At 36.2% G+C, this 14,137-nt stretch carries 14 protein-coding genes; 13 read left to right on the top strand and 1 reads right to left on the bottom strand.

Annotated elements, in window-relative coordinates:
* Positions 1–29: 29 nt before the first annotated feature.
* The 8 genes from H3T47_RS02980 to holA all read left to right on the top strand — a co-directional run bounded on the left by H3T47_RS02980 (position 30) and on the right by holA (position 7,651).
* Complete coding sequence (locus H3T47_RS02980; RefSeq protein WP_046327060.1) at positions 30–1,211, top strand: FtsW/RodA/SpoVE family cell cycle protein; 1,182 nt, start codon at positions 30–32, stop codon at positions 1,209–1,211.
* Positions 1,208–1,549: a YlbG family protein gene (locus H3T47_RS02985; protein ID WP_038522403.1), complete on the top strand. Its 342-nt coding sequence runs from the start codon at positions 1,208–1,210 to the stop codon at positions 1,547–1,549. Before H3T47_RS02980 ends, H3T47_RS02985 begins: the two co-directional genes overlap by 4 nt.
* The gene (gene rsmD / locus H3T47_RS02990) at positions 1,546–2,097 is read left to right on the top strand and encodes a 16S rRNA (guanine(966)-N(2))-methyltransferase RsmD (protein WP_199282490.1); all 552 of its coding nucleotides are present in this window, start codon (positions 1,546–1,548) and stop codon (positions 2,095–2,097) included. Before H3T47_RS02985 ends, rsmD begins: the two co-directional genes overlap by 4 nt.
* Positions 2,097–2,591, top strand: coding sequence for a pantetheine-phosphate adenylyltransferase (gene coaD / locus H3T47_RS02995; protein ID WP_109918324.1), 495 nt, complete (start codon positions 2,097–2,099; stop codon positions 2,589–2,591). Before rsmD ends, coaD begins: the two co-directional genes overlap by 1 nt.
* Positions 2,584–3,633 (top strand): SepM family pheromone-processing serine protease, encoded by a 1,050-nt coding sequence (locus H3T47_RS03000; protein ID WP_199282491.1) that lies wholly within the window; start codon positions 2,584–2,586, stop codon positions 3,631–3,633. The genes coaD and H3T47_RS03000 overlap by 8 nt, the downstream gene beginning before the upstream one ends.
* A 61-nt stretch (positions 3,634–3,694) precedes the next feature.
* The gene (locus tag H3T47_RS03005; protein ID WP_199282492.1) at positions 3,695–4,411 is read left to right on the top strand and encodes a helix-hairpin-helix domain-containing protein; all 717 of its coding nucleotides are present in this window, start codon (positions 3,695–3,697) and stop codon (positions 4,409–4,411) included.
* A complete protein-coding gene (locus H3T47_RS03010) occupies positions 4,380–6,668 on the top strand; it encodes a DNA internalization-related competence protein ComEC/Rec2 (protein ID WP_199282493.1) in 2,289 nt (762 codons plus the stop codon). Before H3T47_RS03005 ends, H3T47_RS03010 begins: the two co-directional genes overlap by 32 nt.
* Complete coding sequence (gene holA, locus H3T47_RS03015) at positions 6,665–7,651, top strand: DNA polymerase III subunit delta (protein ID WP_199282494.1); 987 nt, start codon at positions 6,665–6,667, stop codon at positions 7,649–7,651. Before H3T47_RS03010 ends, holA begins: the two co-directional genes overlap by 4 nt.
* Before the next feature lie 69 nt (positions 7,652–7,720).
* Here the strand turns inward: holA and rpsT are convergent, their stop codons facing one another.
* Positions 7,721–7,972: a 30S ribosomal protein S20 gene (gene rpsT / locus H3T47_RS03020; protein WP_038522422.1), complete on the bottom strand. Its 252-nt coding sequence runs from the start codon at positions 7,970–7,972 to the stop codon at positions 7,721–7,723.
* A gap of 200 nt (positions 7,973–8,172) precedes the next feature.
* Between rpsT and rpsO the strand changes: the two genes are divergently transcribed.
* The 5 genes from rpsO to tig all read left to right on the top strand — a co-directional run bounded on the left by rpsO (position 8,173) and on the right by tig (position 14,067).
* Positions 8,173–8,442, top strand: coding sequence for a 30S ribosomal protein S15 (gene rpsO, locus H3T47_RS03025; RefSeq protein ID WP_038522425.1), 270 nt, complete (start codon positions 8,173–8,175; stop codon positions 8,440–8,442).
* A 162-nt stretch (positions 8,443–8,604) separates the two neighbouring features.
* Positions 8,605–10,389 (top strand): ribonuclease J, encoded by a 1,785-nt coding sequence (locus H3T47_RS03030; RefSeq protein WP_046327068.1) that lies wholly within the window; start codon positions 8,605–8,607, stop codon positions 10,387–10,389.
* Positions 10,389–11,222 carry a tetratricopeptide repeat protein gene (locus H3T47_RS03035; protein ID WP_199282495.1) on the top strand — a complete coding sequence of 278 codons (834 nt, stop codon included), beginning with the start codon at positions 10,389–10,391 and terminating at the stop codon, positions 11,220–11,222. The genes H3T47_RS03030 and H3T47_RS03035 overlap by 1 nt, the downstream gene beginning before the upstream one ends.
* A 184-nt stretch (positions 11,223–11,406) precedes the next feature.
* Positions 11,407–12,597, top strand: a complete 1,191-nt coding sequence (tuf, locus tag H3T47_RS03040) for an elongation factor Tu (RefSeq protein WP_038522433.1) — start codon at positions 11,407–11,409, stop codon at positions 12,595–12,597.
* Between the two features lie 144 nt (positions 12,598–12,741).
* The gene (gene tig, locus H3T47_RS03045) at positions 12,742–14,067 is read left to right on the top strand and encodes a trigger factor (protein WP_038522436.1); all 1,326 of its coding nucleotides are present in this window, start codon (positions 12,742–12,744) and stop codon (positions 14,065–14,067) included.
* Positions 14,068–14,137: the final 70 nt, after the last annotated feature.

A 14,137-nucleotide genomic window follows, 5' to 3' on the forward strand; every position in this document is an offset into this window, starting at 1 on the left:
TGTATTAATCACAGGGAAGAGGTCAACTTGTGCGACAAAAACTTCACCATTTAAATTATAATATTTTACTGCCTTATATATTGTTGGTTGTTTTTGGCATAGTGATGGTTTATTCGGCCAGTTCTGATATTTTATTGGTAAATGGCTTCAATCCAGCTATCTATGGTATTCGACAAGCAATATACGCGTTTTGCGCAATTTTTTTGGTTGGTGCTCTGTGCTTTTTTTTAAAATTAGGCATTTTCAAAAGTCGTAGATTTGTTGCCGGCTTTTTAGTGATTTGTCTTTTAATGTTGTTTTATCTGATCTGTTTAAAACTTTTCAAAGGATCTGCAGCTGCTGTTAACGGCTCAGTTGGCTGGATTGATTTGAAAATTATCAAAATACAACCTCTTGAAATAGCCAAGTTGGCTCTCGTAATCTATCTAGCTTATTTTTTAGACCGCCATGATGGGTCCTTTAAGAAGGGGCACATTATTCAAAACCTCTCTAGACCGGCCATCTTAGCAGCATTTATGATGTTTTTAGTTATTATTGAACCAGACTTTGGCGGTACTGCAGTACTAGCAATGATAGTGATTGTGATGTTTTCTGTTTCAGGTGTCCCTGCTAAAAACGCGGTGCTTTGTCTGATTGGAATCGGCATCAGTGTCTTTTTGTTAGTATTTTTGATAATCAAGTGGAATCCAGAATTTTTGCAGGAAAGTTACCAGTACCGGCGTTTTCTCTCCTTTCTCCATCCATTTGAATTAGAGCAAAAGGGCGGAGCACAATTAGTTAATTCATATTATGCTATTCATAATGGTGGTCTACTTGGCGTTGGGTTAGGAAACAGTATGCAAAAAAGGGGCTATCTTCCTGAACCATATACTGATTTTATTCTGGCTATTATTGCCGAAGAAATTGGGGTAATAGGAGCTTTACTGGTTTTGGGACTGATATTTTACCTGATATTTAGCATAATGGAAGTTGGCAACAAGGCATCTTCTCAATTCAACGCACTGGTTTGTTTTGGCATTGCCACAATTATTTTTACCCAAACATTTTTTAACGTGGGAGCTGTTTTAGGCTTATTGCCCATCACGGGTGTTACTCTACCTTTTATTTCTTATGGTGGCTCATCTTTGCTCGTCCTTTCAGCTGCAATTGGTATTGTGTTAAATATTTCTGCTAATGAACGAATTAAAAAAGAGAAAGAAGAACTTGAATGAGTATTGAAAAAGATTTGGAGCATAAAAATATTAATCAAAGACAGAGTTTGATTGTTTATTTAAAGTCTGTTAACAATCAATACAAATTACGACGTTATGGGGATATAGTCTATTTCTCCAAAAAATGTGCTTACTGCATTTTATATGTTAATCAAAAGGATGCTGATGAAATTAGGGAGGAACTAAACGCGCTTGATTTTGTCGACCAAGTTACGAAATCAAGTTGGGATCAGATTGATCTTTCAAGTGATCATATTGAAAAACAAATAAGTGATTTGGCTGTCCAAGCTGAAAAGAAGTTACAAGAAACACAGGAAGATATGGAACAATTGTTATGAGAATTATTTCTGGTAAATACGCCAAGCGCAATTTATACACTCTTAAGAGTCAAAAAACCAGACCAACAAGTGATAAAGTTAAAGAATCACTTTTTAACGCTTTAGGTCAGTTTTTTTCAGGAGGCAAGGTCTTAGACCTTTACGGTGGAAGCGGAGCCTTAGGAATTGAAGCAGTTTCAAGGGGATGTCACCATGCTGTAATAGTTGATATTAATTATCAAGCCGTAGAAATAATTCGTAAAAATGTTGCTCTTACTAAAGAACCTGATCGCTTTTCTATCTATAAAATGCCGAGTAATGTTGCTCTAAATAAGCTAGCAGGTGACGGACAAGAATTCGATTTAGTTTTTTTAGATCCGCCTTATGCCAAGCAACACATTGTGTCTGACATGAAAAAAATGCTTAAATTAGCTTTATTAGGCCAAGATGCTATTGTGGTGGCTGAAACTGATGATGAAACTGAATTAGGTCAGGTTGAAGGCTTTAAGTTAATGCAGGAAAAACATTTAGGTAAGACAATTGTGCGCTTTTATCGAAAGGAAAATTAATGAGTACCGCTATTTTTCCAGGAAGTTTTGATCCGTTGACAAATGGTCATGTTGATATTATTCAGCAAGCTGCCAAGATTTTTGATCAAATTTATGTTGTAATAATGACTAATACGGCCAAGAAATATCTTTTTACTGAAAAGGAGAGACAATCCTTGGCACAGGATGCCGTCAAAGAGGAAAAAAATGTGACGGTTCTGTTAAGGCCGAATAGTTTAACGGTTGATGTTGCTCATGATCTTCAGGCTAATGTTATTATTCGGGGCGTCAGAAACAACGCTGATTTTTTATATGAACAACAAATCGCGGAAATGAATAAAGAAATAGCACCGGACGTAACTACTGTTCTATTTTTTACCAAACCAGAGAATAGTTTTGTTGCGTCCAGCATTGTGAAAGAAATTGCTAATTTTAATGGTGATACCAAATCATTTTTACCTGCTAAAGCAGCTGCAGCAATTAGGAAAAAAATAGGTAAAGAAAAAGATGAATGAACCAAAAAAATCGACAAAAAAAAGGAGTAGACTAAATAAGTTCCTCCTGTTAATTCTAACAGTCGCTGTAATATTTATTGGCTTAAATTGGCCAACCAATTATTATATTGAAATGCCCGGTAACGCAGTGTCTACAGGACAATTTATGCGTAGCAACTCAAAGGCACCTAATAACTTTTATTTGGTTACAGTAAGTGAAACTAGTCAGCCAGCTTCAGTATGGCAATACCTTTTTAGTTTTACCCAAAAACATGTTAGCCGGGTTCCCAAAGAAGAACTGTTAGGCAGCGCCACAAATAGCCAGTATCAAGAACTGCAAAATTGGTATATGGAAACCAGTCAGCAAAATGCTATTTATTGTGCTGCTAAGAAAGCTGGACTTAAGCCTAAGTTGCATTATCAAGGCGTTTATGTAATGCAAGTACAAAAAGGTTCGAGTTTTAGAAAAAAATTGCAAATTGGTGATACTGTTTTAGGCGCTAACGGTCATAGATTCCGTTCTACTGCAGAAATGATCAATTACCTGCAAAAGAGAAAAATCGGCTCAAAAGTACAGATAACAGTTCTCAGAGAGCAGAAAAAAATTGCTTTTACCGGTAAAATCGTTAAAGTCAAGGGAACAGGGAAGCCAGGTATTGGTATTCAATTAGTTGAGCATACTAAAGTTGAAACCAAGCCCAAGTTAACTATTAATGCAGGCGATATTGGTGGACCGTCTGCAGGTTTGATGTTTACGCTGACTAGTTATGAAATCTTCTCGGGTGAACATTTAGCAAAGGGTCATAAAATTGCCGGCACAGGCACTATTACTCCTTCTGGAAAAGTCGGCATCATTGGTGGAGTAGATAAAAAAGTGGTTGCTGCAGATAAGGCAGGTGCCGAGGTATTCTTTGCCCCTACTGATACTGGTGGATTGAAAAAAACGGCCAACAATTATGTCGTCGCCAAAAAGACAGCTAAACAGATCGGAACAAAAATGAAAATTGTTCCTGTTCGTACTTTTGATGATGCTCTCAATTATTTACGTAAAAATTTCCATTAAAATCTAAAAAGCTCAAAATTTTTTGAGCTTTTTTCGTACTTAAAAGTGGGAGTTGAAAACAATGGATTGGGAAAAAGTTAAGAATTTTATTGCGCAATACAAACTCTATTTTGCCGTGGGACTTGTTTTGCTAGTTTTAATTTTTGTCATGTGGACAAGAAAAGAGACGCAAAAAGATGAACTGATCGATTTTAATGAGAATAAAAGTGCTGCCTTTGCGAATAAAGAAAGCCTTGATAATGACGAGAATGATAAAGAACAGGTAAAAGCTGCCGCAAAAAAACAAGTAATTGCTAAACCGCAAAATGTTACGTGTGATATTTCTGGTGCAGTCAAAAATCAAGGTGTTTATACGTTAAAAAAAGGAGCTCGCTTAAATGAGCTAATCACTGCTGCAGGCGGATTAAAAACCAATGCCCAAATCAAAAATGTTAATCGGGCACTAATTTTGAATGATCAGGATAAAATTCGTATTCCCTATAAAGGTGAAAAGATCACTAAAAAGGCGATTGTTGAATCTTATTCTTCGGACAGTGTTGAACCAAATTCAGCTGAAGTGGCGAGCGATACAAGTGTAGCTGAAAATAATAAAGTCAATATTAACACAGCGGACGCAGCTCAATTACAAAAACTGAATGGCATAGGTGAAAAAAAGGCTCAGCAAATTATTAGTTACCGGCAAGAAAATGGCCAGTTTAAAGCAATTGACGAACTTAAACATGTTTCTGGAATAGGGGACAAAACTTTTGCAGGACTTAAGGATCAACTGGAAATTTAGCATTCTCAGACCAGGCTTTTTCTTATTATTAGGACTTTTATTAATTGGTTTAAGTTTTATTATTTTTCAAAAACAAACTGTAACGCAAAAATTGGTCAGTTATGCTTTGATTAGCTTTTTAACATTATTATTAATTTATAAATTTAGCAACTTAAAATGGGTTATTTTACTGTCAGTACTTCTGATGGCGATTATTTTCCATGTCGATAACAAAGAAACGAAATTTATGCTGACGCCTCATACCACTGTCGACGTTTATCCTGATCAGGTTAAAATTTCGGATGATTGGTTTTCCGCTGAGGCAAAAGCACCGGGCGGCAGAATTTTAATTTCGGGAAAATTAACTCCTAATCAGCTTAGAAAAATTGCTCAGGGTTATCAAATTACTTTTTCTCATTTGGCTGGTGAGGTAAGTCAAATTGAGCCTGCTTCTAATTACGGCCAATTTGATTTACGCTCTTTTTATCGCAGCAAGAACATTACTCAACAAGTAAAATTGACTAGTTGCAATCTTACAGTAGAAAAAAGAGGGTTTTGGAATTATTTACATTATTTACGCTATCGTTTAAAGACTTACTTGCATAAAATGCCACCTATACTTTCTTTCTTCAGTTATGAACTGCTCTTAGGGGAAAACCCCAGTCAAGATTTTCAACCGATCTTAAACAATTATCGCGATCTTGGTGTCATTCATATTTTGAGTATTTCAGGCTTACATGTTGGTATTTATACCCTCGTAATTAGTACGATTTGTTATTTTTTCAAGTTGACTGAAAATGAAGCCTTTTGTTTTTGTTTACTCATTTTGCTGTTAGGGATATTTCTTTGTAATGGTCAAGCAGGTTTTGTGAGAGCAAGTTTGACTTATATTATTGGCAAGATTTTAACTTTAAATAAACTACAAATAAATAAACCAGATTTGTTAGGGCTGACGGCGATAATTCATTTGCTTATCAATCCGCGTTTAATGCTCGGTACTGGTGCATTATTAAGTTACATCTTGGCACTAGGATTAGAATTAACAAATAAAATGACGAACTTTAAGCAATCTGTTGCTTTAAACTTGCTCCTCTTACCTTTATTATTGTTTTATTTCTTCCAGTTTAATTTTCTAACGGTTATCTTTAATCTGATTATCGTGCCTTATTTTAATTGGGTTGTGCTGCCAGCGACATTTTTAAATTTAATCGTATTTAAAATGATGCCACATTTGAGTTGGCTGTTTGAAGGAATATTAGAAAAGAGTGAGCAATTAATTGCGCTGCTTTCTAGAACCCAGATCGGATTATTTACTTTTGGTAAAATCAATTGGTGGCAGTGCTTATTTTTGCTCTTACTAACTTCTGCAATATTAGTGGCTATTAATGAACAAACTTCTAGCATTAAATTTAAAAAATATCTTTTGAAAGGCACCTTGTTCTTTTATTTAATAGTCTTTCTCAGCATCCATTTTCCGTTGCAAGGACAGGTAACATTTATTGATGTCGGTCAAGGGGACAGCATATTAATATCTACTCCCTTATTTAGACGCGTTTTTCTGATTGATGTTGGTGGAAAATTAAACTTTAACGGTAAAAAAGTAACTCCGCAAGTTAATAAAATTACAATTCCATTTTTAAAAGCACAGGGAATAAGCAAGATTGATGGTATATTTTTAAGTCATCAAGATGCAGATCATGTGGGAGACTTGGGACCATTGCTGGATCAAGTTAAGGTAAAAAAATTATACATGGCTCAAGGACTTCTAGACAATCCTTCCTTTCGTAAACGAATTGCCTCGCGCATTGGTAAAAAGCAGGTTGTGCAATTATTAGCTGGGCAAAATGTTAAATATCCACATATTTCTTTTGCAATTGTTTACCCGTTTAAGCCGGGTATTGGCAAAAATGAAGATTCTTTGTCATTAACATTTAAATTAGCCCGTAAGCAGTGGTTGTTTACTGGCGATCTAGGTCAAGCAGGGGAAGCAGAAATCATGGCTAAGTACCATTTACACGCAGATTACTTTAAATTAGGTCATCATGGCAGTCGGACAGCCTCCAATTCGGATTTTTTAAAAGCTTTACAGCCGGAAAGAGTTTTTGTATCTGCCGGACGTCATAATAGGTTTGGCCATCCACATGAAGAAACAATTGGAACGCTGCAAAACCAACATATCTCATGGGCTTCCACTCAGGACTGTGGTATGATAACTTGGAACTATGGCGGATTAATGAAACCAAAATTTAAACAATTTTTACCGGTGGCAAAAAAATGACGTTACTTTCTTTATTTAAGAATTCCCAGCAAAACACTCTAAATACGCTCATTAGTGGGTCTGATACTTTTTTAAACGACTATCTTGCTAAGTCCTATCTGCAGGAAGAACAATTCTCAGACTATGAAAGGGTAATGGTTGATTGTGAAACAGATGGATTAGATAAATTAATTGCAGCTCTCACTGAATCGAGCCTTTTTAGTCAAAAAAAAGTGCTGACCGTTAAGAACCCTTTTTTTCTGACCGCTAAAGTACCACAAAAATATCATAAACAAGTTGAGCAATTACAAAATATTTTTGAAAATAGTTCCCAACTGGATGATGTGATAATAATGGTAGCGTCATATGAAAAACTGGATCGGCGCAAGAAAATAACTAAAATTATTACGCAAAATTTTAACGTCGTTGAAGCCCAAGCAAAGCCCTATGAACTGAAAAAAGTAGTCAGAGGGCTGATTACAAGTGAAAAATACCAAATAACAGACGATGCCCTTAAATTGCTTTTGGAGCGTAGCGATCAAGTGCTGGATACGGTTTTGAGTAACTACAATAAACTGAAAATGACGGCAATCGATCAGAAAATCACAACTGCATTAGTTGAAAAGAACACTGATTTGTCACTAGCACAAAATATATTCGCTATTTTAGAAGTTGCTTTAAGGAAAAATTATCAAGAAGCACTAACACGTTTAGATAATCAACTACATAATGGTAACAGTCCAGTGCAGCTTTTAGCTGTTTTTGAAAACCAAATAGAGTTTATTTTGGTGGTAAAGGTGTTGCAATCCAGAGGGAGAAGTGAGGCAGAAATTGTGCGTGAGTTAGGTGTACACCCATTTCGAGTTAAGGTGGCTCTCAGGAATAACATAGGTTTACAAAAATTAGAAAAATTATTACAAGAAGCCATTAAACTTGATTTTAATTATAAAAACGGACAATATCGCAGTGAGAATTTTTTAAGACTTTTTATCCTGAGTGTTTGATATTTACAGCAAAAAAAGACAGAAATGATATTCATTTCTGTCTTTTTTGATTATCAATAATCAAGATCATTATTTTGCAAGTTTTGCTAAACGACTCTTATCACGGTTAGCTTTATTTTTGTGAATAAGACCTTTGGAAGCGGCCTTATCTAATGCACGAGCTGCTTCTACATGTAATTCGGAGGCGTTCTCAGCACCAGCTGCTTGAGCAGTCTTGAACTTCTTAATAGCAGTTCTTAATTTGTTCATTTGAGCGGCATTGCGCTTTCTAGTAGCATCTTGAGTCTTAACACGCTTAATAGCTGATTTAATTTGTGGCATAAAAATTCACCTCCATCAATCGTAATTCTACTTTATAGATTATACTGAAAGATAAATGCAGATGCAAGATAAATTATACTTGCTTTTTAAAAAAATTGTCTGTATTATACTATTGTTGTGAACCGTTAACGCTGTTTGCGCGCTCACACCTGACGGTTAACGTTGTTAACGGCAATTATTCTAGTGAAAGGTGAAAAATAATGGCAATTTCAAAAGCAGAAAAAGATGAAATAATTAAAAATTTTGCGACTCACGAAGGTGACACTGGTTCAACTGAAGTTCAAGTTGCAATCTTGACTACTGATATTAACAATCTGACTGAGCATATGAGAAATCACTCACATGATCACCACTCTTATGTTGGTTTGTTAAAGAAAATTGGTCACCGTCGTAACTTGCTTCGTTATTTACAGAATAAGGATATTAATCGTTATCGTGAATTAATTAAGAAATTAGGTTTACGTCGTTAATTTCATTTGCAATGTCAAAAAGCTGGTTCAAAGTTTTGAACTGGCTTTTTTATTTTTGTCAAACTGCTATTTTATGCTAGAATAAAAAAAGATACTTTTTACGTTGTGATCACACGATCCCTAAATAACAACTGAATAGAAAATTAAAGAAAAGGAAATATAATGACTGATCAAGTTAAAATTATGATTCTGAGCGGTGTTCGTGAACAAGGAAAAGACATGTTCGCCGTTCAAGTTAATGATGAAATTTTTGTTCTTGATGCCGGTCTTAAATATCCTGATAGTACGTTGTTTGGAATTGATTTGGTTATTCCAGATCTGGACTTTTTTGAACAATACGGCGATCAGGTTGTCGGCATCTTTTTAACACACGGACATGCTGATTCTATCGGCGCTTTGCCTTATATCTTACGCCAGTACGACATACCCGTTTTTGGTTCACAACTAACAATTGAACTAGCCAAGATTACTGTTAAACGCGAAAACAAACGTTGCAAAAATAGTCTTTTTCATGTGATCGATGCAGATACTGAGATTGAATTTAAGAATGCTAATATCTCATTTTTCCCTACAACACACTCTATTCCTGACTCTTTGGGAATTGATGTGCATACCCCTGCAGGTGAAGTTGTTTACACAGGAGATTTCAAATTTGATCCTTCAGCAGCACCCAAATACCGCACGGATCTGGATCGTTTAGCAGAAATAGCACATAAAAAGGTATTGGCACTGTTAAGTGATTCTTCCAATGCTGAAGCATCACTTCCTAACGTTGCAGAACAAGATATTGGGGATTATGTAACGAATGTTTTTCGTAATGCCAAGGGCAGAGTAATTGTAGCGGCTAAAGCCTCCAATTTAATCAGAATTCAAGAAGTATTAAATGCCGCCCATAAAACTGGTAGACGTGTTTTATTGACTGGCAGAGACTTAGCTAAAATAGTGCGAACAGCTATGAGCTTGGGTTATCTAACAGTTCCTAAAGGTCTGTTAATGCGGGTTAAAAATTTAAAAGAAACTCCTGATGAAAAAACCGTCATTCTTGAAACGGGTCAAATGGGAGAACCTTTAAATTCCTTGCAAAAAATGGCTAAAAAGCGCCATAGCATGATCACAATTCATAAAGGCGATTTGGTTTTTATTGCTACAACACCATCCCATTCTGTTGAAACGATTGTGGCGCAAACTAGTGATCTGGTTTATCGTGCTGGAGGCACTGTTATCCAGCTTGGTAAAGCTAAGCATACTAGTGGTCACGCTACCGGCAGGGATCTCCAACTTCTAATTGGTATCTTAAAGCCCCAATTCTTAATTCCTGTAATTGGTGAATACAGACTGCTTGAGGTTCATAAAGATTTAGCTATCAGAGCCGGACTAAAAAGAGAAAATATTTTTATCACGAAAAATGGTGATTGCTTAAGCTACGATTTTAACCAAGAACGACTTTACCTGACTGATCCGGTTCCAGGAGAAGATACAATGATTGACGGCTCTGGTATTGGCGATGTTGGCAACATCGTACTGCGCGATCGTGAAGTATTGTCAGATGATGGTATTTTTATTGCTGTAGTTACGATTGACCGGCGTAAGAAAAAAATTATAGCTCAACCACAGGTAACAAGTCGGGGTTTTGTTTATATTAAGGCCAACCAGCAGTTAATGCGTGACAGCATTGAACTGATTAAAAAGACCATTAACAACAATTTTGAACATAAAAAATTTGATTGGACTGAAATTAAACAAGATGTCCGTAACGATTTGGAAAAGTTTTTATATCGTAAAACAAATCGCAGACCAGTGGTTTTACCAGTAGTAATGGAAGTTAATCAGAATCGCCACCGTGCTATGCAAAAAAGAAATAGCAAAAATGAGCAGACGAAGGAAGAAACCCATCATCCAGTTGATGTTAATAAGACTGGTCAAAGGATTGTCAAGAAAGATAAATAATGACGTCGTTAAGTCAAAAAAATTTGCTTAATTTGGCAAATAAAGTTGCAGCAAATGGTGACTTTCCCCAAGCAGTTCAATATTTGGAAGAAGCTTTAAGAGATGGCTACAGTGATACAATTGTTCTCAATCTTTGTCAGATGTACATTAAGAATGGGCAGAATTATTCAGCCTATGAACTAATTAAAGAAGAAAAAGATTTATTTACTGATGCCCAAGTTTTCTCTGTTTATAGTAAAGTTTTACAGGCGAATAACTTTTTGATTGAAGCACTTGAAGTGAAAAATATTACCGGTTATGATTTGCCGGATAAAATCCAGCCTGTTCCTTTAAAAGAGCAGCAGCAAATAATGCTCAATTTTAAAGGAAAAAGCAAACCGACAAAATTTGACTATGAGCAACTTTTTAAACTTGATTTAATTAACTTCCAAAATTATGCTCAAAGCTTACTAATTGATCCTAGCTTGAATTTTGCTAGCCGCATAGTTTTATGTGAGGATTTATTTCGCTTAGGCATTAAGGAAAAGCTAAAAGTATTAGTGTTAGGGCAGACTGAGGAGTTTATCCCGCAAAAAATTAACTTGCTTGAAAAAGAGCCGATTTATCGTGAAGTTGTTTCTGGTATTGGATCGAGATATTATCATAAACCGAGCCAACTTCCAGCCGTTTTAGGCGAAGTAAATTTGATTTTAGGCAGTCTTTATCCTAAACTAAGTAAGTATGTTGATGATCCAGATAGTTTTGCCAGTGATATTGCTTCATATATTGAAAACCAAGATGGTAGGAGCAATCAAAAACTGTTTGAGAGAATCGATCATAATATATCCGAATAAAATTGGACAAATACCTTTACTTTTTCAAAGTATTTAGTATAATAGCAAAGGACGTTTTCATTAGGCATGGCTCTATGCATTAAAATACTAGGCATTTGCCAATGAAAGTAGTACAATATTCAACAGAGAACTATCCGTTACTTACTCAACGGACTTCTTGCAAATTTACAGGAGGGTCATTTTAATGGCAGAAAAAGAACATTACGTTAGAACAAAGCCACACGTAAACATTGGTACTATCGGTCACGTTGACCATGGTAAAACCACTTTAACAGCGGCTATTACTAAAGTTTTATCAGAAAAGGGCTTGGCTAAGGCTGAAGATTACTCAGAAATCGATGCTGCGCCAGAAGAAAAAGAACGTGGTATTACTATCAATACCGCTCACGTAGAGTACGAAACTGAAAATCGTCACTACGCCCACATGGATGCCCCAGGTCACGCTGACTACATCAAGAACATGATTACTGGTGCTGCTCAAATGGATGGAGCTATCTTAGTTGTTGCGGCAACTGATGGTCCTATGCCTCAAACTCGTGAACACATTTTGCTTGCTCGTCAAGTTGGTGTTAACTACATCGTTGTTTTCTTAAACAAGACTGACTTAGTTGACGACCCAGAATTGATCGACTTAGTTGAAATGGAAGTTCGTGACTTATTAACTGAATACGATTACCCTGGTGATGATATTCCAGTTATCCGTGGCTCAGCTTTGAAGGCATTACAAGGCGACAAGGAACAAGAAGAAGTTATTTTGAAGTTGATGGATACAGTTGATGAATATATCCCAACTCCAGAACGTCAAACTGACAAGCCTTTCTTAATGCCAGTTGAAGATGTCTTCACTATTACTGGTCGTGGTACTGTTGCTTCTGGTCGTATTGACCGTGGTACAGTTAAGATCGGTGATGAAGTTGAAATTGTTGGTTTAGTTGATAAAGTTCTTAAATCAGTTGTTACTGGTTTGGAAATGTTCCACAAGACTTTGGACTTAGGTGAAGCCGGAGATAATGTCGGTGTATTGCTTCGTGGTATTGACCGTGACCAAGTTGTTCGTGGACAAGTTCTAGCTGCACCTGGCTCAATTCAAACTCACCACGAGTTTAAGGGTCAAGTTTACGTACTGAAGAAGGAAGAAGGAGGACGTCATACTCCATTCTTCTCAGACTACCGTCCACAATTCTATTTCCACACTACTGATATTACAGGTGAAATTGAATTACCAGAAGGTACTGAAATGGTTATGCCTGGTGATAACACAGAGTTTACTGTTAACTTAATTAAACCAGCAGCCATTGAAAAGGGTACTAAGTTCACTATCCGTGAAGGTGGTCGTACTGTTGGTGCTGGTCAAGTTACTGAAATTCTTGACTAGTTCGTTAAAAGACAGTTTAAAAAGATGTACTTCTTCATAGAAGTACATCTTTTTTTGCCTAAATTTGTTTTTTACGAGCGTTTAATGTAAGATAATTTAGTATGTAACGATGCAATTTAACTTGACATTGGAGGTATTTAATTAATGTCTGTAAAATGGAATAAAACCGATAAAACTACCGGTGAACTTACTTTTGATATTCCCCAAGCTGAAGTAAAGCGTGGGCTAGATCAAGCATTTAAGAGAGTGAAAAATAGTCTGCGTGTCCCGGGCTTTAGAAAAGGACACGTTTCCCGTGTTATTTTTGATCAATATTACGGTGAAGAATCATTATATGAAGACGCATTAAACATCGTTTTACCAGCAGCATATTCTGCTGCTATCAAAGAAGCTGATGTTGCTGCTGTTGGTCAACCTCAAATTTTGCCTGTTTCAATGGAAAAGGGCAAGGATTGGCAAATGAAAGCCACAGTTACTGTTGAACCAGAAGTTAAATTAGGTGAATACAAGGGAATTGAAGTTCCTAAGCAAAATACTCGCGTTTATGCCAAAGATATCGATGCCAAGCTGAAGGAAGAACGCGAAAAGAATGCTGAATTAGTCTTGAAAAAGAGTGCTGCAGCTAAGGGCGATACCGTAACTATTGACTACAAGGGTACAATTGACGGCAAAGCTTTTGATGGTGGCTCTGCAGACGATTACTCGCTTGAACTAGGTTCTAACACATTTATTCCTGGCTTTGAAGACCAATTGATCGGCCATAAAGCTGGAGATGATGTTGATGTTGTTGTAACTTTCCCTGAAGATTATGGTGCAAAAGATTTAGCTGGAAAAGAAGCTCACTTTGCAACTAAGATTCATGAAGTAAAATCAAAGCAATTACCTAAATTAGATGATGAATTTGCTAAAGATGTAGATGACTCGGTAGATACTCTTGATGACCTCAAAGAAAAGATCAAGAAGGACTTGAAAGCTCAAAAAGAAGATTCTGCAAAAGAAGAAATTGAGCAAGCAGCTATCGAAGGTGCTGTTAATAACGCTACCATTGATAAAATTCCAGATGCAATGATTCAAGAAGATATTAATACCCAAATGAATCAATATCTAGGAAATATGCAACGCCAAGGTATTAGTCCAGAAACTTACTACAAGATAACTAATACTACTGAAGCACAATTACGCTCACAATTTGCTAAGGATGCTGAAGAAAGAGTAAAAACTAACTTGGTTCTTGAAGCTATTGTCAAAAAAGAAGAAATTAAAGCTTCAAAAGAAGAAATTGACAAGGAAATTAAGAACTTAGCCAGTGAATACAACATGGACGAAAAGACTGTCCGTAATACTCTGACTGATGATATGCTTTCTCATGACATTAATGTGCGTAAAGCAATTGACATTGTTGCTGACAGCGCAAAGCAAGTTGCAAAATCCAAAATAAAAGAAGACGAAAAAAAGTCTGATAAAAAATAGGATTTATCTCTGAAATACTGAGGCAGTGTCATACTGCCTCTTTATTTTATCTCCGAGCAAAAAATTCATG

Source organism: Lactobacillus sp. W8093 (assembly GCF_016100925.1).
Classification (GTDB): domain Bacteria; phylum Bacillota; class Bacilli; order Lactobacillales; family Lactobacillaceae; genus Lactobacillus; species Lactobacillus helsingborgensis.